This window comes from Pseudacidobacterium ailaaui (assembly GCF_000688455.1).
Taxonomy (GTDB): domain Bacteria; phylum Acidobacteriota; class Terriglobia; order Terriglobales; family Acidobacteriaceae; genus Pseudacidobacterium; species Pseudacidobacterium ailaaui.
The window spans coordinates 2,157,368-2,184,025 of the sequence record NZ_JIAL01000001.1 but is presented as its reverse complement, the minus strand read 5'-3'; the positions used below and the strand labels follow the sequence as shown (position 1 = coordinate 2,184,025).

Annotated in this window: 24 protein-coding genes and 2 tRNA genes; 8 read left to right on the top strand and 18 right to left on the bottom strand. The window is 56.3% G+C overall.

Features of this window, described 5'->3' with window-relative positions:
- Positions 1-13 precede the first annotated feature (13 nt).
- The 3 genes from N655_RS18255 to N655_RS0109705 form a co-directional block, all read right to left on the bottom strand.
- A complete protein-coding gene (locus tag N655_RS18255; RefSeq protein ID WP_044934376.1) occupies positions 14-253 on the bottom strand; it encodes a hypothetical protein in 240 nt (79 codons plus the stop codon).
- 31 nt (positions 254-284) lie between these two features.
- A tRNA-Tyr gene (locus N655_RS0109710) sits at positions 285-372 on the bottom strand.
- A gap of 134 nt (positions 373-506) precedes the next feature.
- Positions 507-582: transfer RNA gene (locus N655_RS0109705), tRNA-Thr, on the bottom strand.
- Between the two features lie 257 nt (positions 583-839).
- Here N655_RS0109705 and N655_RS0109700 point away from each other — a divergent pair.
- Complete coding sequence (locus N655_RS0109700) at positions 840-1,673, top strand: hypothetical protein (RefSeq protein ID WP_238324631.1); 834 nt, start codon at positions 840-842, stop codon at positions 1,671-1,673.
- Positions 1,674-1,829: 156 nt separating this feature from the next.
- On the opposite strand, the gene N655_RS0109695 is transcribed toward N655_RS0109700, so the two are convergent.
- The 4 genes from N655_RS0109695 to N655_RS0109680 all read right to left on the bottom strand — a co-directional run bounded on the left by N655_RS0109695 (position 1,830) and on the right by N655_RS0109680 (position 5,939).
- The gene (locus tag N655_RS0109695; RefSeq protein ID WP_026442833.1) at positions 1,830-2,441 is read right to left on the bottom strand and encodes a Dps family protein; all 612 of its coding nucleotides are present in this window, start codon (positions 2,439-2,441) and stop codon (positions 1,830-1,832) included.
- Between the two features lie 132 nt (positions 2,442-2,573).
- Positions 2,574-3,809, bottom strand: a complete 1,236-nt coding sequence (locus tag N655_RS0109690) for an HlyD family secretion protein (RefSeq protein ID WP_044934372.1) — start codon at positions 3,807-3,809, stop codon at positions 2,574-2,576.
- Between the two features lies 1 nt (position 3,810).
- A complete protein-coding gene (locus tag N655_RS0109685; RefSeq protein WP_026442831.1) occupies positions 3,811-5,241 on the bottom strand; it encodes a TolC family protein in 1,431 nt (476 codons plus the stop codon).
- Between the two features lie 122 nt (positions 5,242-5,363).
- On the bottom strand, positions 5,364-5,939 hold the full coding sequence (locus N655_RS0109680; RefSeq protein WP_026442830.1) for a hypothetical protein: 576 nt from the start codon (positions 5,937-5,939) through the stop codon (positions 5,364-5,366).
- A 68-nt stretch (positions 5,940-6,007) separates the two neighbouring features.
- On the opposite strand from N655_RS0109680, the gene ppk1 reads away from it, so the two are divergent.
- Together ppk1 and N655_RS0109670 are read left to right on the top strand one after the other, a co-directional pair.
- On the top strand, positions 6,008-8,251 hold the full coding sequence (gene ppk1, locus N655_RS0109675) for a polyphosphate kinase 1 (RefSeq protein WP_081823662.1): 2,244 nt from the start codon (positions 6,008-6,010) through the stop codon (positions 8,249-8,251).
- Between the two features lie 44 nt (positions 8,252-8,295).
- Positions 8,296-8,565, top strand: coding sequence for a hypothetical protein (locus tag N655_RS0109670; protein ID WP_026442828.1), 270 nt, complete (start codon positions 8,296-8,298; stop codon positions 8,563-8,565).
- A gap of 44 nt (positions 8,566-8,609) precedes the next feature.
- On the opposite strand, the gene zwf is transcribed toward N655_RS0109670, so the two are convergent.
- Positions 8,610-9,977 carry a glucose-6-phosphate dehydrogenase gene (zwf, locus tag N655_RS0109665; protein WP_026442827.1) on the bottom strand — a complete coding sequence of 456 codons (1,368 nt, stop codon included), beginning with the start codon at positions 9,975-9,977 and terminating at the stop codon, positions 8,610-8,612.
- A gap of 174 nt (positions 9,978-10,151) precedes the next feature.
- The gene (locus N655_RS0109655) at positions 10,152-11,717 is read right to left on the bottom strand and encodes a S10 family peptidase (RefSeq protein WP_026442826.1); all 1,566 of its coding nucleotides are present in this window, start codon (positions 11,715-11,717) and stop codon (positions 10,152-10,154) included.
- A 154-nt stretch (positions 11,718-11,871) separates the two neighbouring features.
- Here N655_RS0109655 and N655_RS0109650 point away from each other — a divergent pair, with 154 nt between their 5' ends.
- The 3 genes from N655_RS0109650 to N655_RS18250 are packed head-to-tail and all read left to right on the top strand — an operon-like array spanning position 11,872 to position 14,312.
- Positions 11,872-12,903: a YncE family protein gene (locus N655_RS0109650; protein WP_044934370.1), complete on the top strand. Its 1,032-nt coding sequence runs from the start codon at positions 11,872-11,874 to the stop codon at positions 12,901-12,903.
- Between the two features lie 31 nt (positions 12,904-12,934).
- Positions 12,935-13,597 (top strand): molybdate ABC transporter permease subunit, encoded by a 663-nt coding sequence (modB, locus tag N655_RS0109645; RefSeq protein WP_026442824.1) that lies wholly within the window; start codon positions 12,935-12,937, stop codon positions 13,595-13,597.
- Positions 13,590-14,312, top strand: coding sequence for an ATP-binding cassette domain-containing protein (locus tag N655_RS18250; RefSeq protein ID WP_049961359.1), 723 nt, complete (start codon positions 13,590-13,592; stop codon positions 14,310-14,312). Before modB ends, N655_RS18250 begins: the two co-directional genes overlap by 8 nt.
- A gap of 21 nt (positions 14,313-14,333) precedes the next feature.
- Here the strand turns inward: N655_RS18250 and ispF are convergent, their stop codons facing one another.
- Positions 14,334-14,945 carry a 2-C-methyl-D-erythritol 2,4-cyclodiphosphate synthase gene (ispF, locus tag N655_RS0109635; RefSeq protein WP_026442823.1) on the bottom strand — a complete coding sequence of 204 codons (612 nt, stop codon included), beginning with the start codon at positions 14,943-14,945 and terminating at the stop codon, positions 14,334-14,336.
- 25 nt (positions 14,946-14,970) lie between these two features.
- Positions 14,971-15,666 carry a 2-C-methyl-D-erythritol 4-phosphate cytidylyltransferase gene (gene ispD, locus N655_RS0109630; protein ID WP_026442822.1) on the bottom strand — a complete coding sequence of 232 codons (696 nt, stop codon included), beginning with the start codon at positions 15,664-15,666 and terminating at the stop codon, positions 14,971-14,973.
- A 125-nt stretch (positions 15,667-15,791) separates the two neighbouring features.
- On the opposite strand from ispD, the gene N655_RS0109625 reads away from it, so the two are divergent.
- Positions 15,792-17,156, top strand: a complete 1,365-nt coding sequence (locus N655_RS0109625) for a glycoside hydrolase family 27 protein (RefSeq protein WP_026442821.1) — start codon at positions 15,792-15,794, stop codon at positions 17,154-17,156.
- Between the two features lie 79 nt (positions 17,157-17,235).
- On the opposite strand, the gene N655_RS0109620 is transcribed toward N655_RS0109625, so the two are convergent.
- The 6 genes from N655_RS0109620 to N655_RS0109595 all read right to left on the bottom strand — a co-directional run bounded on the left by N655_RS0109620 (position 17,236) and on the right by N655_RS0109595 (position 24,758).
- Positions 17,236-17,748 (bottom strand): DinB family protein, encoded by a 513-nt coding sequence (locus N655_RS0109620; RefSeq protein ID WP_026442820.1) that lies wholly within the window; start codon positions 17,746-17,748, stop codon positions 17,236-17,238.
- Between the two features lie 66 nt (positions 17,749-17,814).
- A complete protein-coding gene (gene guaA / locus N655_RS0109615) occupies positions 17,815-19,365 on the bottom strand; it encodes a glutamine-hydrolyzing GMP synthase (RefSeq protein ID WP_026442819.1) in 1,551 nt (516 codons plus the stop codon).
- An 8-nt stretch (positions 19,366-19,373) separates the two neighbouring features.
- Complete coding sequence (locus N655_RS18245) at positions 19,374-20,306, bottom strand: hypothetical protein (RefSeq protein WP_044934368.1); 933 nt, start codon at positions 20,304-20,306, stop codon at positions 19,374-19,376.
- A 1-nt stretch (position 20,307) separates the two neighbouring features.
- Positions 20,308-22,935 (bottom strand): leucine--tRNA ligase, encoded by a 2,628-nt coding sequence (gene leuS, locus N655_RS0109605; RefSeq protein WP_026442818.1) that lies wholly within the window; start codon positions 22,933-22,935, stop codon positions 20,308-20,310.
- 32 nt (positions 22,936-22,967) lie between these two features.
- A complete protein-coding gene (locus N655_RS18240) occupies positions 22,968-23,846 on the bottom strand; it encodes an alpha/beta hydrolase family protein (RefSeq protein ID WP_044934365.1) in 879 nt (292 codons plus the stop codon).
- A gap of 24 nt (positions 23,847-23,870) precedes the next feature.
- On the bottom strand, positions 23,871-24,758 hold the full coding sequence (locus N655_RS0109595; protein ID WP_026442817.1) for a deoxyribonuclease IV: 888 nt from the start codon (positions 24,756-24,758) through the stop codon (positions 23,871-23,873).
- 54 nt (positions 24,759-24,812) lie between these two features.
- Between N655_RS0109595 and nagA the strand changes: the two genes are divergently transcribed.
- On the top strand, positions 24,813-25,970 hold the full coding sequence (gene nagA / locus N655_RS0109590; protein WP_026442816.1) for an N-acetylglucosamine-6-phosphate deacetylase: 1,158 nt from the start codon (positions 24,813-24,815) through the stop codon (positions 25,968-25,970).
- Here the strand turns inward: nagA and N655_RS18235 are convergent.
- Positions 25,949-26,632: an ankyrin repeat domain-containing protein gene (locus tag N655_RS18235; protein WP_044934363.1), complete on the bottom strand. Its 684-nt coding sequence runs from the start codon at positions 26,630-26,632 to the stop codon at positions 25,949-25,951. The genes nagA and N655_RS18235 overlap by 22 nt on opposite strands.
- Positions 26,633-26,658 lie beyond the last annotated feature (26 nt).

Sequence of the window (26,658 nt, the reverse complement as noted above, 5' to 3'; positions counted from 1 at the left end):
GATTGGAGGGCTATCACCCTCCGGCCTTGCCGCGCAACCCAGCGCGTACTCCGCCATGATCCATCGACTCACACTGCCCTTCTTCATCGTATCCCGAACGCGCGGTCAACAGAATGCGAAGAGCAAAGCCTCCCAGCAGGACAAAAACCAACATCCGAACCCTGCCGGGACCCATCGTCATCCATGCCAGGGCCGCGAGCACCGCCAAAGCAAGGAGCGCTACTGCTTTGCGCCGAGCCCCCTGCACACGCATGGTCAACACCCGCTTCCCTCTTAAGCTTTCGTGGTGCACAGGGGAGGATTCGAACCTCCGTAGCTCCAAGGAGCGGCAGATTTACAGTCTGCTGCCATTAACCACTCGGCCACCTGTGCATCCATCCTTCGATCCCCTCAGCCCTTATCCAGACGCCAGCCCTCTTCAGCGAAGCCTGAAACATGCTCCGGCCTGAAACAGGACGCTGTCAGGTGGAATGACTGCGGAATCGCGCCTTACGAGGCTGGGATCCTGGAGCTGGCGAAGGGATTTGAACCCCCGACCCTCTGATTACAAATCAGATGCTCTACCAGCTGAGCTACGCCAGCCCGATCAGCCACATACTCCAATTTCGTGAGACACTTCTGCGTCTGCTGAAAGAGTCGTACAGAATCAAAGATTAACACACTCCAGACATGTGCCGCAATTCCACTGGAAGCGGTTTGCTCTATCATGCCTCATGACAAAAATCTGGCCGCAATTTCTGCCAAAATCTGCGTCAGGACGCCGAAAATTCGCCCTTTTCCTGCTGCCCTTGCTGCTTTCCTGCCAGTCTGTGGAAAACACGCGCAAAGTCGCTGTGCACATGTCACAGACTGCGCAGGAGCTTCGGGATTTTTATATGGCCCTGACTGTAACCGTTGCACAGCAAGCAGAACTCGAACGACTGCAAAGTGCATTTTTCGCCGTGCCTCTTTCCCAGCAAGACCTTACGCAACTTGAATCCATACAGGAAGAATTAAAAAAGCGGTCTGAGATGGCAGAATCTCTGAGCGAATTTTCCCAAACCCTGGCTGAATTTGCGGGCCCCAAAACAAAGGAAACTGTGGCCCAGTCCGCTACAAATCTAGGGAGCGCTCTGGCGGGAATTCAGCAACTGCCGGGAACCGGCTTTGCCCCTGAAGCTTTGCAGCATTCCGGCAATCTTCTGGTCCAGTGGATCCAGCAGCGAAATACCAGAAAAATGGCCCAGGCCATGGATTCCACCCTCGCAGCGCTGGCTGAAATGTTTTCCCGGGAAAAGCCAGCTTATGATTCCATCAATCGAACCTATATGGAGCTGGCACAAAGCCTGGCCTTGGAGCTCTTGCGGCGCAAACAGATCCGTTTTGATAGCCTGGCGCTTCCCGCCTTGAAACCATTTGGCCTTGTTCCAGCGGTCCCGGCGGAAGCTTCGTCGTCAAGCCTACAGGAATATGCTCGCAAACAAATCACAGAAAGGACCGACGAAGAAATGGCAGCCTACGTCAAGGCATCAGAGGGCCTTCAAGAGATGCTTGATTTCATGGCCCAAAGGACCCACGCACTGGCGAGCGGAGGACCCCTTCCCGTCAGGGAACCCCAACCAAAAAGCACAGAAATTGAGCGTTGGGTCCATCTGGTTGCAGGAGAATCCAAGACCTGCGAGAACTCTCCATGACAATTCTGTATCTTTGGATTCGCAGGAAATTTTGTGTGTCAGAAAACAGATGCCGGCCTGAAGACCGGCATCTGTTGATAGAGGATGGATGCATAGCACCCCAATGATTTACCGCTAACGAACCTCTCTAGCTCCAAGAAATCGCTCAGACAACATTCAGTCTGCAAACACCAGAGGCATTTCCACAAGGTGCTCACTTAAGAACCACACCTGGAGCTCATTGGTACGCACAACGTCGCTGATGAGCAAATCATTGGTACCTTCATCTCCAAGATCTGAGGCCTTTTCCGCCAGTTTTCTGGCATCTTCCAGAATGATCTTATGGGCCTCCAACAACCGTGAAATCAATACCGGAACCTCTTCTCTTCCCTTCGGAGGACGCTCCAGCCGGGTGGTTTCGGCAATATCATGCGCCATTGCAATACTGACACCGCCCAGAATCTGAATCCGTTCGGCCAAAAGGTCTACCAGCTCTACCTGCTGCTCAAAGTGCTTATCAAAAAGTAAATGAAGCTGATAGAAAGTAGGCCCGCTTACATGCCAGTGCGCCTTTTTATAAAGGTCGCGCAAACTGGCAGTGTCTGCAAGAAGCACATTGAGGCGGCCCGTGATCTCTCGCCGCGCATCCTCACTGATGCCAATCGGCAAATCACGGATGACCGTACCAAACTTTTGCACTTCCTTGGCGGACTGGCGCCAGTGGGGTGTGATGCGATCCGTCTTTTTGTCAGTAGAAGGCACTTCCTTCAGGGCAGTCTTGCTACTCATGCTCAAATCCCTCCAATTTGTTATTTAGATGCGCAGAGAGAGGCTTTTGCGAGGGTACAAACAGGAAAAATGAGAGGGATATTTACAGAGCAGTTTGTCCCAGGAGTGCTCCCCCCTGGGACAAAGCGCGTTTTATTTCACTTTCACCTTAGGGATAACAGACATCCCAGGACGGAGCAGATGATCAGAATTCTGCTTGTGGTCCGTCAGGTCAATGCGTACGGGAATACGCTGCACCACCTTCACATAGTTTCCAGTGGCATTTTCCGGAGGGAAAAGGCTGAGCACAGAGCCGGTCGCTCCCCCAATCTGTGTAACTTTGCCATCGTATTTGCGGCCGCCGTAAGCATCGACACTGATGGTGACCGGCTGCCCCGGGCGCATGTGGGCAAGCTGGGTCTCCTTAAAGTTGGCTGTAATCCACACATCATCCAAGGAGACCAGTGTTGCCATGTTCTGGCCAACGCTTACGTTCTGTCCTACTTCCACACTCTTTTTGGTGATGATGCCTGCCACAGGAGCAACGATTTTGGTATAGCTCAGGTTCAACTTCGCCTGCTCCAGGGCCGCTCGGGCCTGGTCCACCTGGGCCGCTGCCTGGTCGGCCTTTGCCTTCTGGATGGCCACCTGCTGCGGTCCAGTCTGGGCATTCCTGTACGATGCCTGCGCGGCTGCGACTTTGTCCCGGGCTACCCGGACCGCAGCCTGTGCTGCTTCCAGATTGGCCTGGGCCTGCTCCAGGGCGGCCTTGTCCGCATTGGCAGTGGCGACTGCCGCATCGTACTGTTGCTTTGAAATCACATCGCGTTGCACCAGAGGAGTGTAGCGGTCCAGATCGGCCTGTGCCTTCCTGTAATTGGCATCAGCCTGAGCAACCGCCGCCTGAGAGGCCTGGAGCTGACGCTGCGCTTGGATGACCTGTGCCTGGGCGCTGGAGACATCCGCGCTGGCCGAAGACAGATTGCTGCCAGTGCTCACATGAATGACAGGCACATTCACCTTCGCAGCCTCATAGGTGGCTTCCGCCGCCGCCAGATTGGCCTCGTCCTGCTGCACCGCGGTCTCAAAATCCTTCGGATCGAGCTCTGCAATGACGGACCCCGCTTCGACGTACTGGTTTTCCTCTACGTTGACCTTGATGACGTGCCCGGCAATGCGAGAGCTGATCTGGATGAGGTGACCGGAAACCTGTGCGTCATCTGTGTCCTCGTAATAAGTGGAATGCCACCACCAGAGCAGTGCCACGACTACAGCAATCGCAGCAATGCCGATAATGATGAACCGTCGCCGGGGTTTCTGTTTTTGCTCATCTTCTGGCTGGTCTATCTGGTTTGTTTCCACGGGTTGTACTGTGGTCTGCTCCGCCACGTTACTTTCCTCCGACGTAACTCTTATAGTTCTTTTCAGCCAGACCCAGGGCGCGCGCCAGTGAAAGCTTGGCGAGATTGTGCTGGTAAAGGCTGCTTACTAACTGATCATTTGCCTGAGCAACGGACTGCTGCGCCTGGGAGACGGCGAGATTGTCGGACACACCGGCTGCATACCGCTGCTGTGCCTCGCTCAATGCTTCACTGGCCAGTTGCACATTACTGCGTGCAACTTCCACCTGTTTCTGGGCCGTTCTGATGTCCAGGATGCTGTCCCGCACATCGGCGCTGATTTGCCCCTGCAGGTCGCTGAGCTGGGCCCGCTTCGAGTCCAGCTGCGACTGGGCCTGCCTGGCATCTCCCCGTAGCTTACCTTCTTCGAGAACGGGAACGGAAAGAGTCCCGGTAGCGTCTCCCGTACCATGAGAGTGGCCCAGCGTAGGACCAATGTCACCGTAATCACCTGCAAAACTGACGGTGGGAAGGCGCTCGGCCGTCGCTGCTGCACGCGCTTTTTTCGCGGCCTCCAGCTGCTCCTGCATTGCCTTGAGGTCGCTGCGATTTTCCAGGGCCTGCTTCACCGCCGACTCTGGATCGACATCATCCAGAGCTGCATAGGGCGCGGTGTCCGTCAGCTCAAATTTTTGTTCCAGCGGAAGGCCGATGACGCGCGCCAGGGCAATCTTGTCCTTTTCGTATTGATTCTGTGCTGTGATCAGCGCCTGCTGCTGGGTCTGATAATCCACTCGTGCACGCAGCTCATCTAACAGCGGGGCTGTTCCGGCCTGATGGTTTTGTACGGCCTGGTCGAGAGAAACCTTGGCTGTATTGACCTGTGCCTGGGTGCTTTCCACTCTGGCCTTATCGGCGATGACCAAAAGGTACGCATTCCCTACCGTCAGCACCACCATGTCCCGGGCATCCTGGGCAGACAGTTTCGCACTCTGAAAATTGTGCTTGGCAGCCAGATAATTCTGCAATGAAGCCACGTTGATCAAAGACCAGTTCAGCGAAAGCCTTGCATCGGTGTATCCAAAGGGACCAATAATGGTTGGAAACCCCGGGATCCGCAATCCTTCGGCCGCCAGATTGACCTGTTGCACGGACTCTTTCAAGGAAGCGTTCGCAACCGGCAAAAGCGCCTGCAACTCTTGAAGGCGAGACCCACTGGCAGAAAGCGTGTTCTGATTGCTTAGGACCACACCCAGGTTGTATTTCAATCCGCGCTGGATGGCATCGTCCAACGACAGGGGCAGTACCGCCTCCGTAGACTTTTGCTGCATCACGCTGCCTTGAAAACCGCTGCCACCCTGCTGGGCCGACGGTATCTGGAACGGAGTTGGCAGCGATTGGTCCTGCGCATGGGCAACAGAGGCGCCCAAAGACAGCAAAAGCAGCCCAAGGACTGCACTCCGCCAGTAATTTGCAATCATCTGCACGAAACAGTTCACCTTTGTCCCGAGGAGAAATCTTACCTAAGAAGATTACGGTCTTTTGGATGCAGGAAGGTGCGGAAAGTGTTCAAAAAATACGAAGAACAAAGAGTTTAAGGACATCAGGCGGGTTGCACCGCCCCCGCCTGCACCAGAGATGTCGCCAGGGAACACAACGCCTGACGAAACAGCCCGCTTACCTTTTCCGGGGTCCATCCTGCGGCAGCGCTTCCGCCCCCTGCGCGAAGATGGGCTGCAATCGCGGCATTGTCATGACGAAGCATCGCCCGTTCGACAAAGATCGTACGCTGGACCGCCGGAAGGTGTTCCAGCCATTTCCGCAGGCGGCCTCGGCCTTCCCCTTCCAATAGATCGTGCCATTGCTCTTGCGACAAGCCTGCTGCGGTAAAGTCATCACCTTCAATGCATCCTGCCGGACCACCCGCTTCCAGTCCGGAAGCAACGAAAGCCTGAGGCTCCCGCTGGCTCAACAGGCGAATGGCCGCCCTTACGACCTCATTCTGCACTTGCTCACGGGCAGCTTCCCCTTCGGCACACGGATCCACCTCAACGCCGGCAATGGCTTCTTCGACCAGGCGAACAGCCTCGCTCTCATTTCCCACCAACAGCGCCGCGGTCTGGAAAAGTCTTGTTGCAGTGTCCTGGGCCAGTATCTCGCTACAACCCTGTTCTCCCATGATGACGTACCCCCGCAAATACCTTTATCCTCGTTGATAGACCATGCTTGCGTCAAACTCAGACCGGAATGGCCCGGTTTTCTCTTTCTGTTCATCACGGATGGTTTGTTTCTTCTGTAAACTTTGCATCTGAATCTGTGACTTCTATGAACACCCGCTCCAAACAACAAAGTCTTTTGATAGGCAGAGATGAATCCTGGATGCAATTTAACCGGCGAGTCCTTGAAGAGGCCCAGGATCCATCCAATCCCTTGCTCGAACGGGTGAAGTTTCTGGCCATTACCGCCAGCAATCTGGATGAGTTTGTCGAGATCCGCGTTGCAGGATTATTGCAGCGGATTGAAGACGGTTATACCGAAGCCGGCCCCGACGGTCTGACGCCGCAACAGACCCTGGACCAGTTGAACCAGGACATGCAGGCCTTTGTCGCTGAGCAATATCAGTGCTGGAACCAGCAGCTTCAGCCTGCTCTGCGCCAGGCCGGGGTACGGGTACTGGGCTGGCACGAGATGGACGAGGCTGCCCGGGATTCCGCCACGGCCTTTTACCTGCGTGAAGTGGACCCTCTGCTGACTCCAGTAACGATTGATCCGGCCCACCCTTTCCCTCGCGTGTTGAACAAGGCCCTCTGCATCGCCCTTTTGCTGCGGCGCAAACGCAAAACCACAGTCGGACCGGTGCTGGGAGTGGTCACAGTGCCGCGCGCCCTGCCCCGACTCGTGCCGCTGCCCTCGGGCCATGGTACGCACGACTTCATCTTTCTGCACGACCTGATTGAACGCCAGGCCGCAGGCATGTATCGCGGATACGAAATCCTTTCCAAAGCGGCCTTTCGCGTCACCCGCAACAGCAATCTCTATTTCCAGGAAGAAGAAGCGCGTTCCCTGCTGGAAACCGTCCGCTCGGAGCTGCACAACCGTCGTAAGGGCGACGCCGTGCGTCTTGAAATTGAACAAAGTGCCGATCCGGAGATCATCGACCGCCTGCGCATGAATTTTGAACTGGATGAGTCCCAGGTCTATCGTACCGACGGCCCGGTAAACCTTTCGCGCCTGATGAACCTGTATAGCGACACTCCGCGGCCGGACCTGAAGTATCCACCCTTCGTGCCCCACGAACTGCGGCTGAACCGCAAATCGGCAGACCTGTTCGATGAGCTTCGTCACCGAGACATCCTGCTGCACCATCCTTATGATTCCTATGATGGCGTGGTCAGTTTTATCGAATCCGGCGCCTCGGATCCGAATGTGATTTCCATCAAACAGACCCTCTACCGCACTAGCTCGGATTCGGCCATCTTTAGCGCACTCATTGAAGCCGCGCAGAGCAAGGAGGTGACGGTGGTCGTCGAACTGACTGCCCGCTTTGATGAAGCCTCCAACATCCGCTGGGCGCGTGAGATGGAAGATGCTGGGGTACAGGTCTTTCACGGCATTGTGGGCCTGAAGACCCACTGCAAGCTGGCGCTTCTGGTGCGTCGCGATCCCGACGGGATCATCCGCCGCTATGCGCATCTCGGGACCGGGAACTATAACCCCAACACCGCCCGCTTCTATACCGATATCAGTCTGCTGACATCTGACCCGGCCATCACGGCCGGCGTTCACAGTGTTTTTAACTACCTCACGGCGCACTCTGAGTCAGACGACTATGCTCCGCTGCTTGTGGCTCCTCTTACCCTGGCTGAAAATTTCATCCGCCTGATTGCCCGCGAAACAGAACATGCCAAAGCCGGACGGCCGGCCCGCATCATCGCCAAGATGAATTCGCTGTTGGAACAAAGCGTCATCGAGGCCCTATACGCCGCCTCCCAGGCTGGGGTAAGAATTGACCTCATTGTGCGCGGCATCTGCGCACTACGGCCCGGCCTGAAAGGCATCAGCGACAATATCCAGGTACGCTCCATCGTAGGACGCTTTCTCGAACACAGCCGCATCTTCTATTTCGCCAATGGCGGCGAAGAAGAGATCTATTGCGGCAGCGCAGATTGGATGCCGCGCAATCTCTTTGAACGCTGTGAGGTCGTCTTTCCCATCAAGGACCCTCAGCTTCGTGCCCGGCTGCGCAACGAAATTCTTTCGGCCTATCTGGTTGATACCATGAAGACCCGCATTTTGCTGGGCGATGGTAAATATTTCCGCCTGCGCGAAACGACCCTGGGCAAATCTCTTCCTCCCTTCAGCGCACAGGACTTCTTTATCAGGGTTGCGGAAGGCAAGGCCACGACGGACGATATCCCGAAGGGCAGCGAGACGCCAAACGTGAAACTTCCGGCAAGAAAGCCCCGGCATAAAACAGTGGCTGCCGATTAAAACCTGTGCTACCTTGCCCACAGCCCTTGGGCGGAGAACAAAACATGGCCTTTACGGAAACCTTCCATTGCGATGTTTGCGGTAAAGAGAAGAGCGAAGAGTCTGAAGACTGGTGGCTGGCATGGGCAGAGCGGGTTTCGCCCATGCCCGATGGGGACAGTCTGCCCCAGCTTCGCATCGTCCCCTGGAACCTGCTTTTGTCCCATGATTCAGCAGTCAAACATCTCTGCGGCGCCCGCTGCGCCCAGACCCTGATGGACCGTTGGATGGCTTCCGATGGAGAGTCGACCGAGCTATATCCCGCCACGGATTAAAGGTCTGTGTGGGCAGGAGCCTGAATCTGCTGCTGCCCCGGAACTTATTTTGGGTTCGACCATCCACCGAAGTCCTTGGTCAGGCCATCTGCTGCCTCCGGACCCCATGTTCCGGGCCGGTATGGATGGACCTCAGGACGGTCTTTCAGCACTGTATCGAAAATGCGCCAAGCTTCTTCCACATAATCTTCGCGCGCAAACCATGCCGGATTTCCACGCATCGCGTCATCCAACAGCTCTTCATAAGGAAGCAGGTTGTCTGTGCCGCACTCCTGCTCTGCCTCAAGCTCCACCATGCATCCGCGCAGACGGTCGCCTGCCTCCTTTACCGATCCGCCAATGGCTATCAGCGGAACAGGGCCCAAACGAAAACGCACATAATTCTGAGGAGGCAGGTCTTCTGAAAAGACCGGAGGCGTCTGCCGCAGTCTGGCAATCACCTCGGTCGCTGTGACTGGCAGCAACTTTCCGGTGCGGATGAAGAAGGGTACGTCGCGCCATCGCCAGGAGTTGATATGCAGCCGCATGGCAGCAAATGTCTCTACCTTGGATCCAGGCTTCACTCCGGGCTCATTCTGGTATCCCTCAAACTGGCCCAGTACCAGATGGTCTTTGTCCAGCGTCTGTACGCTTTTGAGCACCTTCACGCGCTCGTCCCGCAGCGCTTCCACGTCCGGGTTCGGAGGCGGCTCCATAGCAATATTGCTGACCACCTGCATTAAGTGGTTCTGCACCACGTCGCGAATCGCACCCACTCCATCATAAAAAGCGCCTCGGCCCTGGATGCCGAAGCTCTCAGCCATCGTAATTTGCACACTCTCCACATATTGGCGGTTCCAGATAGGCTCAAGGAACAGATTGGCGAACCGGAAGAAGATGACATTCTGGACGGAATTTTTCCCCAGATAGTGATCAATACGGAAGATGTTCTCTTCACCAAAAACACGATGGATTTCCGCGGTCAGAGCACGGGCCGATTCCAGATCATGTCCAAATGGCTTCTCCACAACAATCCTTGCGCCGCTGGCGCAACCGGAGTCCCGGAGCTGATCAATCACCTTCCCGAACAGGCTTGGCGGAATGGCCAGATAATGCAGTGGACATTTTGCCTCTCCCAGCTCTTTGCGGACCTGTGCAAATGTTGCGCTATCGTTATAGTCGCCATCCACATAGCGCAACTTTTCCAGCAATACCGGCAGGCCCTCCGGATCTGCTCCACCGTGCTTCTCCACGCTGTCTTTTGCCCGGGCCTTCAGTTGGTCCAAAGTCCAACCGGCCTTTGCTACTCCGATCACCGGGCCATGTAAACGTCCGCGCTTGGCCAGCCTTTGCAGCGCGGGAAATATCTGTTTGTAAGCCAAATCGCCGGTCGCACCAAAAAATACAAGAGCATCGGATTGTTTCTGGTCCATTTTTCGCCTCAGTTTATTTTGACTTCTCTTGTTGGATGTAAGTTCCGCGAGGAAGGAAACATGCCAGTCTATCGCAATGCACCTGCTTTCATTTTTCGCTGAGGCCTGAGAGCAAAGGGGCCGGTCTCTTCAGACTCTGGCCCCTTGATGGAGAAAAAGCAAACTGGAAAGCCTTCAGTGGGTCAGTCCGGAGTAAAAACTCTCCAGATCTTTTCTGAACTCTTTGAGGGCCTCAATATTCAGATACACCATGTGTCCAGACGGGTAGTAGGTAAATTCCACATTCTTTGCCAGATCCGGCGTCAGCATCATGTGGGACAGATCGTATTCCGTGGCAAAGAATGGCGTGGCCAGATCGAAGTACCCATTGGCAGAAAGCACCTTCAGCCTGGGGTTCTTTCGCATTGTATCGGCCAAATCTCCAGCCACATAGGGCATGGCCTGCTGACCGCCAAAACTGCGCCCGGACCCGGCTCCGCGATGATGCCAGTCCCATTCACCAATCGAATTGGCACTAGGCCGGTATTCATCCGTAGTTTCATACTTCAGCTCGCGCGCAAGATAGTCATGTTCTGCGGCAACAAAGGCGCCGGTAATTCCGGTATCGGAGGGATCGTATCCCGGAAACTCTCCGGCATTGTCTACGTCCGTGCCCTCAAAGCGGGCATCATATCGACCCAGAATGTCGCCCTCATCCCGCAGCAGCTCTTTCCGGAAACGGAAGGGCGAGATGCGCAGCTTGGCCTCCTTGACATATTGCGTGCTCAGGCCGGTATATTCTGCTACCTTGGCCGCTATCGCATCAAATTGCGCTGGAGGCAGCTGATCACCTTCTGCCAGGGCCTCTGAGTACTCGCCACGTGCAAAAGCACGCACATCGTTCAGAAACGCTTTCATGTCAGCGGGCTTGTTTTTTAGCTTGTTGTGATACCAGGCGATGGCTGCATAAGTAGGCAGGTTGACAATGTACTGCATATCCATTCCGGGAGCCAGTTCTCCGTAATTCAGAATCGATGAAAGCAGCACGATTCCATTCAACGCCACACCATGCTCCTCTAAGACTGCCGACAGCCCGGCCGAGCGCGTGGTCCCATAAGATTCACCAAAGAGCACTTTGGGCGAATTCCAGCGCTGGTTTACGGTTATGTAACGCTGAATGAACTTGTCAAAGGCTTTCAAGTCCTGGTCTACCCCGGTAAAGTCCTTGGGCGTGCCCTTGCCTACGGCCCGGGAATATCCAGTCAGAGGAGCATAAATGAATACGAGATCGGTTTTGTCCAAGAGACTGTATTGGTTGGGAACAATCTGGTACGGCGGCCCGCCTGTAGCAGCAGGACTGGAAGTCTCCACCCGGACAGGACCGAACGACCCCATGTGCAGCCAGAGCGACGCAGAGCCAGGACCACCGTTGTACAGGAAGGTGAGAGGGCGCGTCTTTGGGTCCGCACCATCTTCGGTATAGGCCACATAAAAAATACTTCCATACGGCTTATCGTCGTCGTTGCGGATCAACAGCGTCCCGGCTGTTGCCGTGTAATGGATGGTCCTTCCATTCAGGGTAATGTCGTGGTGCGTCACCGAGCTCTTTTCCGGTGGAATGCTCTCCTGCTCCTTTGCATTTTCATGTTCCGCCTTTTGCGGCTCATCAGGCTTCTTTTCCTGGGCAATGGAGAAAGATGCGGCCCCGCTCAACGAGATTCCAAGTAAGATTGCGGCAAGCTTTCTTGATGGTAGGTCCAAAGTCCATGTCCTCCTAATGGAAAGTAAGTATTCAGGACGAATCCAATTCTGGATTTGTTTCAATATATCTCGTTCCTGAAGCGTTCAGGGCATTTTAAGCAAAGCAAAGTAGAGTCAGGTGCGGAACCAGTTTTGCTTCAGAAAGGAAAAATTTATGCGGCGGCAAACCATAGGGAATCTGGCCGTGGGCCTTCTGTTGGCGTTCGTGCTTGCAGGCAGCACAGCATCCTGGGCGCAAGGTCCATACCATGTACAGACAAAATGGAAAATTGGCGGCGATGGCGGATGGGACTATCTGGCCGTGGACCCGCAGTCGGAACTCCTTTACATCACGCGCGGTAATCATGTCATGGTGGTCAATCCATCGTCTGGCCAGCAAGTGGCAGACATAACAGGACTGCATGGAACGCATGGGGTGGCCTTCGACCCTGATAGCAATGAGGGCTACATCAGCGATGGCGCTGCGAATGCGGTCGCCGTCTTTAACCGCAAGACCAATACCATCACGCAGACCATACCCGCCGGTACAAATCCCGACGGGATTCTCTATGAGCCTTACACACATACTGTATGGGCGTTTAACGGTCGCAGCAAAAATGCAACTGTAATTGATACAAAAACAAAAAAGGTCGTTGCCACGGTCCCGCTTCCCGGCAAGCCGGAGTTTCCTGTAGCCGACGGTAAAGGCTCTGTCTTCGTCAATATTGAAGACAAAAACGAAATGGCGCATCTGGATGCCAAAACCCATGCACTACTGGCCGAGTGGCCTACCTGCGACTCGCCTTCAGGAAACGCAATCGATATAGCCCATGACCGTCTCTTTTCTGTGTGTGATGGAAAGAAGATGGCCGTCGTGGATGCGCTGAGCGGAAAGGTCGTCGCAACACCAGAAATCGGAGACGGCCCGGATGCCGCAGCCTTTGATCCCAGGACGGGCAACGCATTCAGCTCAAATGGGGAAGGCACGCTGACCGTGGTCCATCAAAACTCTCCGGACTCATACACCGTCCTTGAGAACGTCAACACACAGCGTAGTGCTCGCACGATGGCGCTCGATACAAAAACCGGGAAGATCTACCTGGTAGCGGCCGAGTTCGGCCCGCGCCCGGCAGCTACGCCGGAGAACCCGCGCCCGCGTCCTCCCGTACTTCCCGGCAGCTTTACCATCATCGTGGTCAGCAGGTAAAGCAGGATAAAATGTCCTATCGCATTCCGGTATGGACACCCAGGCCCTCTGGCTGACCCTGAAACTTGCCACCGTGACAACAGCGCTGCTGCTGTGTGTGGCCGTGCCATTGTCATGGTGGTTAGCATTTGGCAAAGCGCGATGGAAGGTGGTCATTGAAGCCATTGCCACGCTGCCGTTAATTCTTCCCCCGACCGTACTTGGCTTCTATTTGCTGGTACTGCTCGGACCTCGAACGTCCTTTGGCCGTTTCTGGATTCATCTCACCGGACATCCTCTGGCCTTCTCCTTCAAAGGGCTGGTCATCGGTTCCATGATCTACAGCCTGCCCTTTGCTGTGCAGCCTGTCACCACGGGTTTTCTGGGGATTGGACCAGAAATTCTGGATGCTGCCCGCCTGCTGGGGGCCTCTGCCCTGCGCACGCTCTACGCTGTTTTGCTGCCCCTTACCAGACGATCTTTGTTTTCTGCGGCCATTCTTTGCTTTGCACACACGGTCGGCGAATTTGGCGTGGTGCTTATGATTGGAGGCGACATTCCCGGTGCGACGCGCACGCTTTCCATCAGCATCTATGACCAGGTCCAGGACTTCCGATATGCGCAAGCCAACCATACTGCCTTCTTCCTGTTGATGATTGCGCTGCTTGCACTTACAGCCGTCTCCAGCATGAGAAAGCAGGCAAGCCGTGGCTGAAGAAGCATTGCTGCAGGCCAGGATCACCCACCACATTGGCGGCCTTCATCTGGAAGCGGAATTTCATCTTTCGGCAGCCTGGACCATTCTTTTTGGGCCGTCGGGGGCCGGAAAGAGCACGGTCCTTCGCATCCTTGCCGGCCTCATGACTCCGGAAAATGGTCGTATTTTGCTAAGAAACCGGCTCCTGCTCGACACGGCACATCGTGTATCGGTCCCGCCCGGGCATCGCGGCATCGGGTTTCTTACCCAACAGCCTGCACTCTTTCCCCACATGAGTGTCCGGAAAAACATCGGTTTCGGCCTGGTGCGGGTGCCACAAAAAGAGCGCGAATCACGCGTCCAGGAGATGCTGTCGCTCTTTCGGATTGAAAGTCTTGCCGACCGGATGCCCTCCCGGCTATCTGGCGGAGAATACCAACGAGTGGCGCTGGCCCGCTCTCTGGCCCCGCGTCCTGCACTGCTTCTTCTCGATGAGCCTTTTACAGGACTGGATGGAGCGCTGAAAGCATCGATCCTGGAGGACCTTTCTTCCTGGCTAAGCAAAAGCCAAACCGCAGTCCTGTATGTCTCGCATGATCTGGTCGAGGCCTTTCAGACCAAAGCAGAAGTTCTGCTGTTGGAGCAAGGGCGCATCCAGGCGCAGGGAGACCCTTCGGTAGTTCTTGCGCAAAAACGTGAGCAGCTGCTCCGCCAGCTAACAGCAGCCCAATAAAATTTCCGCAGGCGCCCGACTTTATGTAATGTCTTCGGTGTCGAAGGTCTTTTTACGCTCCAGAGGTGAGCCATGCACCTGGCTCACAAGGTCCCGGACTACATCTTCCAATTGCTTCTGGCTTTCAATCACTTCACTCATGCTCTTCAATTCTGAAGGATCTTCCACTTTTTCCAGAAGCACAACGGCATGGGCCTGGGCCACATGGTCTGCATTCAACCCTTCCGGCGTCTTTGCTTTGATGCTGACGGCGCTGGGTTTCACATCCAGAAGCTGGGCCACATGCTCCCGGAGTTCGCCGGCAATCGGAGAGATCTTGGGTGCTGCCAGCACCAGGGTCGTGTCAACATTCACGATGCGGTAGCCGGCATTCTGGATTTCTTCCAGAGCAAGATTCAGAAAGATGGCCGAATCAGCCCCTTTCCATCGCGGGTCGCCCGGGGGGAAAAAACTGCCGATGTCGCCGGCTGAAACAGCACCCAGCAGGGCATCGGTAATGGCATGGAGCAATACATCGCCGTCTGAGTGACCGGCCAGCCCTTCCGGGTGCTCAATCGAAACGCCGCCAATTTTTAGGGGCACGCCCGCTTTGAAGGCATGTGAATCCCAGCCATATCCAATGCGCATATTCATCCTGTTCTCTTCCTAATGTACAAGGCTACTGGCGTGAAAGATAAAACTCAGCCAGCTCAAGGTCCCCCGGCTGGGTGATCTTGATATTTGCAGCCGAACCGGGAACGACGAAGACCTGTGCGCCCGCACGCTCGACAATGCTGGCCTCGTCCGTTCCTACAAAGCCATCGCTGAGCGCTTCTGCGAAGGCGCGCTTGAGCAGACCACACCGGAAACCCTGCGGAGTCTGTGCCTGTACGATATATTCCCTGGGAATGGTTGCCGTGATGATGGCGCCGGCTGCCGTCCGCTCCACCTGCTTGATGGTGTCAATCGCAGGCAGCCCCACAATGGCTGCATTATGCTTTTCTACCGCCTCGATGGTCCGCGAGATTGTCGCAGCATCAATCAGCGGACGCACGGCGTCATGGACCAGAACAATGTCCTCATCAGAACATGCAATCGCCTTCAGGGCGTTGGCCACGCTTTCCTGCCGTGTGTCTCCGCCGGTGACAATACGGACCCTTTTCGCAAAACCGTGCTCTTTTATCTGCGCTTCCACACGTTCCTGCTCGCTGGCCCGTACGGCCACATAAATGGCCGTCACCTGCGGGACCTGCGCAAAAGCGCGCAGGCTGTGGATGAGAATCGGCACCCCTGCCAGCTCAAGAAACTGTTTGGGCTGGCCCGCTGCCATGCGTGTGCCTAATCCTGCTGCTGGAAGAATGACAAAAACCTGCATAGATCAACCCGGAAATTATGACTATACAGGAGGACGGGCGGTGATGCGTGATGCGATTGTCTCGACCGCGTCCCTGAGTACAATGTTGAGGCGGCAGGAAAACGTTCTCTAAGCGAGGTCTCTACGTGCACCGTTGGTCATCTCTTCTTGTTTTTCTCTGTCTTCTCTGCTCTGCTGTGCTTCCTGCGCAGGAAAACCAGAGACTGGCGCCCACACCGCCCATGGGTTGGAACAGTTGGGACGCATACGGCCTCACCATCTCTGAGGAACAGTTCAAGGCCAATGTTGATTGGCTCAACCAGCACCTGAAACAATTTGGCTGGAAGTATGTCGTCATTGATGAAGGATGGTATCTCCAACATCCTGAAAATGCCGGCAAGTCAGGTGCTGACCAAGGATATACACTCGACAGCTATGGCCGCTACGTCCCGGCCCCTAATCGCTTCCCATCCAGCGCGCACGGGGCAGGTCTCAAGGCCATTGCCGGTTCTGTGCACGCCCTCGGCCTGAAGTTTGGCATTCACATCATTCGCGGAATTCCTAAAGAGGCGGTGGCCAAAAACCTGCCCATCGCAGGCTCGCAATTTCATGCCGCGGATGCGGCCAATCCTTCCGACCTCTGCGCCTGGAACCCGGACAACTACGGACTGAAGAACAACGCCGCGGCGCAGGCTTATTATGATTCACTTGCGAAACTTTACGCCGACTGGGGTGTGGACTTTCTCAAAGTAGACTGCATCTCTTCGCCCTACCAGGCAAATGAGGTGCACATGATGAGTGCGGCTTTGAAAAAAAGCGGCCGCCCCATCGTGCTGAGCCTTTCCCCTGGTCCTACACCTGTTTCTGAAGCAGCCGACGTGCGCCAATATGCGCAGATGTGGCGCATCTCAAACGACGTCTGGGACCTCTGGAGCAAACCGGAAAGCGATACGAACACATTTCCTCAGCCTGTCAAACGGCAGTTCAAAAACCTGGCCGTGTGGTCATCCTACGTAGAACCAGGCCACTGGCCTGACGCCGACATGCTGCCTCTTGGCTACCTCGGCCCCAATGCTGGATGGGGCCAGCCGCGCCACTCGCGTCTGACAAAAGATGAAGCCCAGACGCTGGTCACACTGTGGTGTATTGCGCGCTCCCCACTGATTCTGGGAGCCAACCTGACCCAGATGGACAGCTTCACTGAATCCTTGCTGACGAACCCCGAGGTGATCGCCGTTGACCAACATTCCCGCAACAACCACCCAGCGGTCCAGACACAGACAGAAATTGTGTGGACGGCCGAAGATTCGGACAGAAAACACTATGTCGCTGTCTTCAACATCAGCGACCAGCCGCAGGAGACCTCTTACACCTGGAAGCAACTCGGTCTGATGAAAGCCCGCTATCGGGTCCGCGACCTCTGGCAGAAGAAAAATCTGGGAGCAGCGGCATGGATGAAAGTAAAACTTGCCCCCCATGCTTCTGCCCTATATGAGGTCGAATCGTTCTGAGAAGTGAGTTCCTGAGACATGCGGGGAGGAAAATTACTCCCCGCATAACCTTTCCGCGCAAGTCGTTCTGACAACGTGCCTATTTTGGAGACCATTGCTCATCAGCCGAGGGTCCATACAGCGCCGGAACTGCCAGGTGATTCAGGCGGAGATAAACACCCAACTGCGCTACATGGTGGACCATGTGATTGAAGCACATCTGTCGGAAAGTCTGCACACGCGAGGAATTGGAGATCACCTGGTCTCCCCACTTGAAGAGCCATGTCTTCTGAAGATGTTCATCGCTGGCCGATGTAAGGGCCTTCCGGCACTTTGCAGCAGCATCCTCTAACTGCGCCAGACAGTCTGCGGTAGAACGAAAGGTCAGGTCTACTTGAGGGCGGTTTCTTGCAGCCAGGTCCATCGAATCATCCTCGATGATGTACAAGCCAAAAATCGGAATAGTGGCGCAATGCATGGCCAGCCGACCCATCGGCATGGACTTCTCGTGCGGCCTGTAGTCCGCAAGGTTTTCGGGGACACGTTCCAGGGTCCGGCGCGTGTTTGAAATTTCGGTATCGAAGTCCGCCAGCAATACCTCGGCAATGGTCATGGAATTTCCCTCCAGCTAGCCATTATGCCAGAGGGAATTTGTCTGGTCATTTCAACCAACGGAAGATCACTCCCACTCAATGGTTCCTGGTGGCTTCGACGTAATGTCGTATACGACGCGGTTAATGCCGCGAACCTCATTCACAATGCGGCTGGAGATCTTCTTGAGCACATCATAGGGCAGAGGCACCCAATCGGCCGTCATTCCATCCTCAGAGTGCACAGCGCGGATGGCGCAGGTATAGGCATACGTGCGCTGGTCGCCCATGACGCCGACGCTTTTGACAGGCAGCAGGACCGCAAAGGACTGCCAGATCTGCTGGTAGAGTCCTGCGGCTTTGATTTCCGTCACGACGATGTCATCGGCTTCCTGCAAAAGCGCCACGCGCTCAGGAGTGATCTCGCCCAGAATGCGCACCGCAAGCCCCGGTCCGGGAAAGGGCTGCCGCTGGAGGATCTCATCCGGCATTCCGAGGTCGCGGCCAATGCGCCGGACTTCATCCTTAAACAAATCCCGCAATGGCTCAATCAGTTTGAGCTTCATCGTCTCCGGCAGGCCGCCGACGTTATGGTGGCTCTTGATGGTCTGCGATGGGCCCTTGACCGACGAAGACTCAATCACATCAGGATAGAGCGTGCCCTGCACAAGCCAGTCCACTCCACCGGTCTGCTGCGCGATGCGGTGCGCTTCGTCATCGAAGACCGCGATAAATTCATTGCCGATGATCTTCCGCTTGGTCTCAGGATCAGTCACGCCAGCAAGTTTGGCCAGGAAGCGTCCGCTGGCGTCCACTGCAACCAGATTTAGCCCAAGCTTGCCGCGCAGGTTCTCCTGTACTTTAAAAAACTCGTTTTTGCGCAGCACACCGTTGTCTACAAAGACGCAGGTCAGACGGTCGCCAATCGCGCGATGGACGAGTACAGCAGCAACCGAAGAATCCACTCCGCCTGAGAGCGCACAGATGGCGTGGCCCTCCCCCACTTTCTCCCGAATGGCAGAGACCGTGGACTGGATAAAGTGCTCCGGGGTCCAGTCGGGTTTCGCCTTGCAGATGTGAAAAAGGAAATTGCGCAGAAGCTCCGCGCCGCGCGGTGTGTGGTGCACCTCAGGATGAAACTGTACCGCCCAGATCTTCTTTTCTGGGTTCGCGATGCCCGCAACGGCGTTCGATGTTTTTGCCGTCAGATGAAAACCCTCAGGCAGGTCCAGCGCTTCGTCACCATGGGACATCCAGACCTGGAGCGAAGCCGGAAGTCCGCTGAAAAGCGGCGTTGCCGGATCGACGATCGAGACCTCAGCATGCCCATACTCACGTTTTTCAGCAGGACGCACCTTTCCGCCCAGGTGGTGCGTGATAAATTGCAGCCCATAGCAGATGCCCAACACAGGCCTGCCCAGCGTGAGCACAGCCGGGTCGGCAGGCGGCGCGTCGGAGTCATACACCGAGCTGGGGCCGCCGGAAAGAATAATGCCCAGCGGCTTATAGCTCTCTATCTCTTCCAGTTTCGCCGTGCAGGGCAGGACAACAGAAAAGACATTCTGCTCGCGGATGCGTCGCGCGATGAGTTGTGTGTATTGAGATCCGAAATCGAGGATGACGATCGAAGATGTGTCCACACTCCAGTTTACTTTGAGGCGGCAGGAGTTGGTGAAGAAGTTGCGTCAGAAGGCACAGACAATCGCCAGAACTGAATAAATGCAACCAACCGCGCTACCTGAAAGAAATCCGACGCCGCAAAATACAGAAGCGAGACAATTGCCCACCAGATATAAAGCTCCGTACCCTGCATGACGGTAGCAAACGGCAGCGGCGAGGCGGACATCACCATGGCCAGGACAATCAGCGCCAGTTTGATGATGCCCATCACAAGGTTCACTTCCACCAGCTTGCCTGTGAGCGGACCCAGACGAAGGCCATGCAGCAGGCTGCTGACAATGCTACAGTCCTCCAGCAAAAGCAGCAGAGGCGCAATCGAAAAGACCCAACTCAGCAATGCCCACAACGTAAAGATTCCGAGCGACAGGCAGATGACCAGCGCAAAATAAAGCACCAGGCTCGGCTCAGCCCCGGAAAGTGCGTAGCCGGCCGCCCAATGGACTGCGGCGAACCATCCTGCAAATGTGCCGACAAGCGCAATGATGCGAAGCAGTTGAAGCAGCATCAGGGACGCAGGCCGCTTCGGCAATAAAGGATCGTAGCAGCGCAAGACAAGATTGCGCCCTATGCCCGACGCAATGGCCCAACCCACCGCCAATACCGGCGCAAGCCACAGCAAAACATGGAACACCGGCGGCCACAGAACAGCGAATGCGTCTGCGATCATGACCGCGGCGCGCATCGGGTCCTGAAGCGAAAATTGAAAGATCCCTGTGGTCTCAAGCTGGCTTGAAGTTGCAGAGTAGATGCGCCATGCCTGGAAGCCAACCAACGCCAGCGCGGGAATGCCGAAGAGCCAGCGCCATGCAAGCTCCCATAGCAGCAGAGAAGGGCGCCGCCAGCACCCGGCAAAGGTGTGAACGAGCGATTGCGTGCCGCGTACTCGTTGCGTGTCGGCCATCCTACTTCACAACAAGATTGACCAGTTTGCCGGGAACGACGATGACCTTCACAATCTCTTTTCCCCGTGTGGCGGCCTGCACTTTGGTGTCGGACTTCACCGCCTCGCGCATCGTTTCCTGGTCGGCTCCAGCAGCAATTTTCACCACTGCGCGCAGCTTGCCATTTACCTGTACCGGAATTTCCATCTCCTCTTCACGGGCCAGGGCCTCATCGTATTTGGGCCACGGCGCGCGTAAGAGGTTCTGCTTCTGCCCCAGCCCCTCCCACAACTCCGCCGCCAGATACGGCGCAAACGGGGCGAGCAGCAACACAAGATTTTCCAGCAGCGTCTTGACGACACCCGCCGATACCTTGCCTGTGCTGATTTCCTCTTCGGCCGCAGTCAACGTGTTCACCAGCTCCATAATGGCGGCAATGCAGGTATTAAAGTGCCAGCGTCCGGCAAAGTCTTCCGTAATTTTGCCGATGGTCTGGTGCAGCTTTCTGAGCAGGGCCTGCGAAGTCGCGTCCCCAGCATTCGTATCTGCCACTGATACAGAACGTGCCGTCTCCGCGTGCTTCATCACAAAGCGATAGACCTTGGCGAGGAAACGGCTGACTCCGGCCACGCCATCTTCCTGCCAGTCCAGATCGCGATCAGGAGGTGCAGCGAACAGCGCATACATGCGTGTCGCGTCTGCGCCATAGCGGGCCACCATATCATCGGGCGACACCACATTGCCCTTGGATTTGGACATCTTCGCGCCGTTCTTAATCACCATGCCCTGTGTAAAGAGGCGGGTGACCGGCTCATCGTTTTTGATGAGCCCGAGGTCGCGCATCACCTTTGTCCAGAAGCGCGAATAGATCAGGTGCAGGATGGCATGTTCTACGCCGCCAATGTATTGGTCTATCGGGAACCAGTATGCTGCCGTGGCCGTATCAAAAGGCCCTTTGTCATACTTTGCGCTGGTATAGCGATAAAAATACCAGGATGAGTCCACAAAGGTGTCCATCGTGTCAGTCTCGCGCCGCGCAGGTCCTCCGCACTTCGGGCAGGTTGCATGGATAAATTCTGCCAGTTTGCCGAGCGGTGAACCGCCCTGCTGCGTAATCTCAACATTGTTCGGCAGCAGCACCGGCAACTGGTCATCCGGTACAGGAACAATGCCGTCCTTTTCGCAGTAAAGCATCGGAATTGGCGTGCCCCAATAGCGTTGCCGGCTCACGCCCCAGTCCTTCAAGCGGAAGGTCACGGTCGGCCGGCCAAAACCCTTTTCTTGCGCATATGCGGCCATCTTCTGTTGTGCCTCGCGGCAGCCGAGCGTATTGAATTCGCCAGAATTAATCAGCAGGCTCTCTTCGCTGGTGAATGGAAGCATGGCGTCTTCCTGTCCGTTTTCCTGGGCTTCGCCATTGCGGCGCGGCAGGATGACAACGCGAACCTCTAACCCGTATTTTTTTGCGAATTCGTAATCGCGCTCATCGTGCGCAGGCACAGACATGATCGCACCGGTCCCGTAGTCGGCCAGAATGTAGTTCGCAACCCAGATGGGCAGCCTCTCGCCAGTAAACGGATTTACAGCGTAGTGGCCGGTAAAGACGCCGTGCTTCTCAATCTCGCCGATGTCTCCCGCCTCGCGCGCCTTCTTCTGCTGTTCGAGTAATGCGCTGACTTCATCTGCGAGTTTCGGGTCGCGCGCGGCAAACTCCTTCACCAGTGCATGCTCCGGCGCAAGCTGAATGCTGGTTGCGCCAAAAATCGTATCGATGCGTGTAGTGAAGACCGTGATCCTGCCGGATGTCTTCGCGTTTTCCCGCGCGGGCAGCACTGCCGTGCCCCTCTTCCGTTCGGATTGTTCCTCTTCGGGCACAGTCGCGGCGTCTTCCACCGCAAACTCGACCTCGGCACCTTCACTGCGGCCAATCCAGTTGCGCTGCATGGTGCGGACCTTTTCCGGCCAGCCATCCAGCTTCTCCAGATCGTCCAGCAGCTCCTGCGCGTAGCTTGTGATGCGCAGGAACCACTGCTCCAGGTCGCGCTGCTCGACAACTGTCTCCTCGTGCCGCCAGCAGCGTCCGTTTACTACCTGCTCATTGGCCAGCACCGTCGCACATTCCGGGCACCAGTTCACCTTGCTCTTTTTGCGATAAGCAAGGCCCTTCTCAAACATGCGGATGAAGAACCACTGGTTCCAGCGGTAGTATTCAGGCAGGCAGGTGGTGACTTCATTGCGCCAGTCATAGCTGAAACCAAGACGCTGCATCTGACGCTTCATGGCAGCGATATTGTTCAGCGTCCATTCACGCGGAGGCGTGTTGTTCTTGAGTGCTGCGTTTTCTGCAGGCAGACCGAAGGCGTCCCAGCCCATCGGATGCAGCACATTATGGCCCTGCATCCACATATAGCGGGCAAGCGCATCACCAATCGAGTAGTTGCGCACGTGCCCCATATGAAGCTGCCCCGAAGGATACGGCAGCATCTCCAGCACGTAATACTTGGGCTTGCCGCTGGAAGCAGACTCGGTGGCGTACAGATCAGGCTGTGCGGCCCATCTCTCCTGCCATCGTGGCTCAATCTCTGCCGGATTGTAACGATACTCTTTTACGGCTGATGCAGCCGCAGATTCAGGCTTGCTCGACGACATGAATTTATTTTAACGGCGAGCACCCGGCTTCCCTACTTTGCCCGAAGAATCATCCCTGCATGTTGCGGCGGCAGAGGACAATTTCCGCTTCTGGCCTCGGATAAAAACTGTACTACTGTTTCGTTGACCAATGGCGTCACGCGGTCTGCGCCAAAACCTTCGCCGGCAAAGTTCATATGGGTGGCGCCGTCAACCACTCCCATCCACTGGCAACCCCTTCGGCCTGTTCCGGGAAGCTCCTGCCAGGGAATTTGCCGGGACTTCGGCCCTCCCTTAAGGGACTGGTCGCGCGTCCCGGTAAGGACCAGCATGGGTTTGTGAATGCTGCTCCAGGCCTGGTCCGGAAAGACAATTCCCGGCCCTTCCGGAGAAAGCGCCACATAAGCATCGAAGCGGTCCTGCCCTGCCGGTGGCGCAGGAATACCAATCCGATTCCGCGCCCCTGCTTCCAGCATGACGGTCGAAGAGCCCATCGAATGCCCCAGCAGGACACGATATGGTGGACGACACTGCTTTTCTGCCCAGCTCAAGGCCGCCCCCACGTCAAGCAGCCGTCTTGTTTCCGCATCGGCATCCGTTACCAATGCTTCCACGCCGCTATGGATTCCATGTGAAAAAATCTCTCGCCGCAGCGCCTGTGGCCCGCTCTCGCGATGTCCCATCACGAGGACCATCCAGCCATTCTGTTCCAGTGCCTTTGCCAGATACGTGTACCCTTCCTCCGTGCCGCCCGCCCCGTGGGAGATGACGGCCAACGGCGCACAGGCACCTGCCGGTATGTCCGCGCGATACACCATCAGAGGCGTCTTCTGGCCATCGGCGCGGGCCGCCGTGACATGCTCCTGCGCAGGCATGAAACCAGCCATGCCCATACACAAAAACAAGGCACAGCGCCCTCGAAAAGCCCTCATATCTTCCTCCGGTACCGGACCCGCTTATTCCATCTCCGCCTTTCGCGTCACTCCGGCGAGCCCCTTCAGCCTGGCGACATTCCGCGCGTCGTCATCTGGATCATCGAGCGGCGTTTCCGCAATAAAAGCACAGTGGGCAAAGCGGCCGTCCTGTAAAAGGCGCCGGAACGCCTCTGCACCAATCATGCCTTCCCCAATATGCTCGTGGCGGTCGAGCTTCGATCCGCGCGCGGCCTTCGCGTCATTGGTGTGCCACACTCGGACGTTTTCCAGCCCAATCGTCTTTTCGATCTTTTCGACCGTGTCCTCATAACCTTGCTGACTGACAATGTCATATCCCGACACATGCGTATGGCAGGTGTCAAGACACACTCCCACAGGGGCCACATTCCGCAGGCGATGCATCAGTTCGGCAACCTGCTCAAAGCTGCCACCCAAAGAAAACTCGGCCCCGGCCGTGTTTTCAATCAGAATCCGGAAGTTCCTGGCCTGCCAGTCCAGCCCCTCCAAGGCCCGTTCAATGGACTCGGCCGCCAGCCGCAGACCTTCGTCACGCGTCAGGCCGCGCCAGGATCCGGGATGAAGGACCAGGTACTCTGCCCCAAGCGCCAGCGCGCGTTCGATTTCCCCATGAAACGCAACGATGGACTTGCCCCTGACCTCTTCTGACTGACTGCATAAGTTCACCAGATAACTGGTATGGATCACCAGCGGCGTGCAGCCATATCTTTGCCGCAGCTCGTGCATGCGCTCAGAGTGAGCCGGATCAATCCGTGCCGGGCGCCACATACGCGGACTGGAAGAGAAAATCTGAAAGGTGTTTGCCCCGATGGCCTGCGCCCTCTCGGCCGCCATGTACACACCCCCTGAAGTAGAAAGGTGTATACCTATGCGTAAAATCTTCTTTTTCATTTGCTGACAAAGAAAAGTAGTAGACTATACAGCTATACAAGAAAGACCCATCTCATGCGATACATCCTGACTGCAGAAAAGCTTCTGACCCCGGACCAAACGGTCCCTCATCCCATCGTGACCGTCGAAGATGGGACCATCACGAGCATTGTATCCCTTGCCGAAGCACCGCTTCCTGAGGGGCCGCGGCATGATTTTCCCGGGGCCGTGCTGGTCCCGGCCTACTTTGACGTACACATTCACGGCAGCGCAGGAAGCGATGTGATGGAAGCGAGCGAAGGTGCGCTGAACACGGTGGGAAGTTTTCTCTCTGCGCATGGTGTTGGTTCTTACTTCGCAACTACGGTCACGGCACCGGTGGACGCAACGCTGAAATCGCTCCATGGACTGGCAAAGCTGATGGGCAAGGACCTGAAAGGGGCCCGGCCGGTTGGGATCCATATCGAAGGCCCATTCATCTCCCATTCCAAAAAGGGTGCGCACCCGGAACAGGACCTGCAGCAGCCTTCCGTTCCGCTCTTCGATCGCATGTGGGAGGCCGCCGAAGGCCACATCCGCCTGATGACGATCGCGCCGGAGCTTCCCGGGGCCATCGAAGTGATCGAACGGGCTGTCTCTCTGGGCGTGCGCGTAAGCCTGGGACACAGCAACGCAGGCATGGACGATGCACTGCGCGGCATCCACGCCGGGGCGACGTCAGCAACACATACCTTCAACGCCATGCGGCGCTTCGACCATCGCGATCCCGGCATTCTGGGAGTTGTTCTTGACCGTGACGACTTGTTTGCTGAGATCATCTGCGACGGCCTTCACGTTCATCCTGCTGTGGTGCGCATGTTCTGGAAAGAAAAGGGCGCAGACCGCGCGATCCTGATCACGGACGCCATGAGCGCCACCGGAATGCCGGACGGCAGCTACAAACTGGGCGAACTTGATGTCCGCGTAAAGAATGGCAAGTGCATCGTTGGCGAAGACACTCTGGCAGGCAGCACGCTGACTCTGGATCGAGGCGTGCGCAACTTTGCCGAATTTACAGGCGTAGACATGGCTACAGCAGCAAGCCTTGCCACGCGGAACCCCGCGCGTATGACTGGGCTGGATTCACAAATCGGCGCACTGCAGCCAGGACGGACGGCCGATATCACAGTCCTCTCTCCGAACGGAGAGGTCATTGAGACCATTCTGCGGGGTCAGCGAATGGTAAGCTGTTGATCCTGCTCCCTATGCTTCTCCAATAACTCCACAATGTCGCGGTGCGCGCGCTCACGGGCATAATCGATGGCAGCCTTACCTTGGTCGCATCTTGCTGCCGGGTTGGCTCCATTTCTGAGCAGGATTGCGGCCATCTCCCTTTTCCCGGCGGCAGCGGCCTGAATCAGGGGAGTAAATCCTCCATGCTGGGTAGCATTCACATCCGCGCCCGCTTCCACAAGTGCGGACAGCGTGGCCACAGATTGGTTTAAAGACACACAAGCATGGAGCGGCTGGTTCCGCAGCGGGTTGTGCGAAACCTGGTGTATATGTGCTCCGTGCTCGACCAGCAAGGTTACGGCCTCTGCCGTCGAAAAAGCCGCTGCCAGATGCAGCGGCGTCCATCCATCAGGAGAAATGGCGCGGGCCTGCATCGCGTCCCGGGCGATCAAAGCTTGCAGACGGGCGCAGTCTCCCACAGCAGCAGCTTCGAACACATCGAGTTCGCCGCAATGTGTGAGCAAAAAGTCGCGGACGACCGGCTGCTGCGTATACACGGCAAGCATCAGGGCTGAGATACCCTGCGCATCCCGCGAATACGCTACCTGGGGCTGTGCGTTGACCAGATCGGCAATTTCTGCGGTCTTTCCCTGGCGAATCAGATCAAACAGATGCTGGCCCATGGGGCGAGTATACCGCCAGGTGGAAT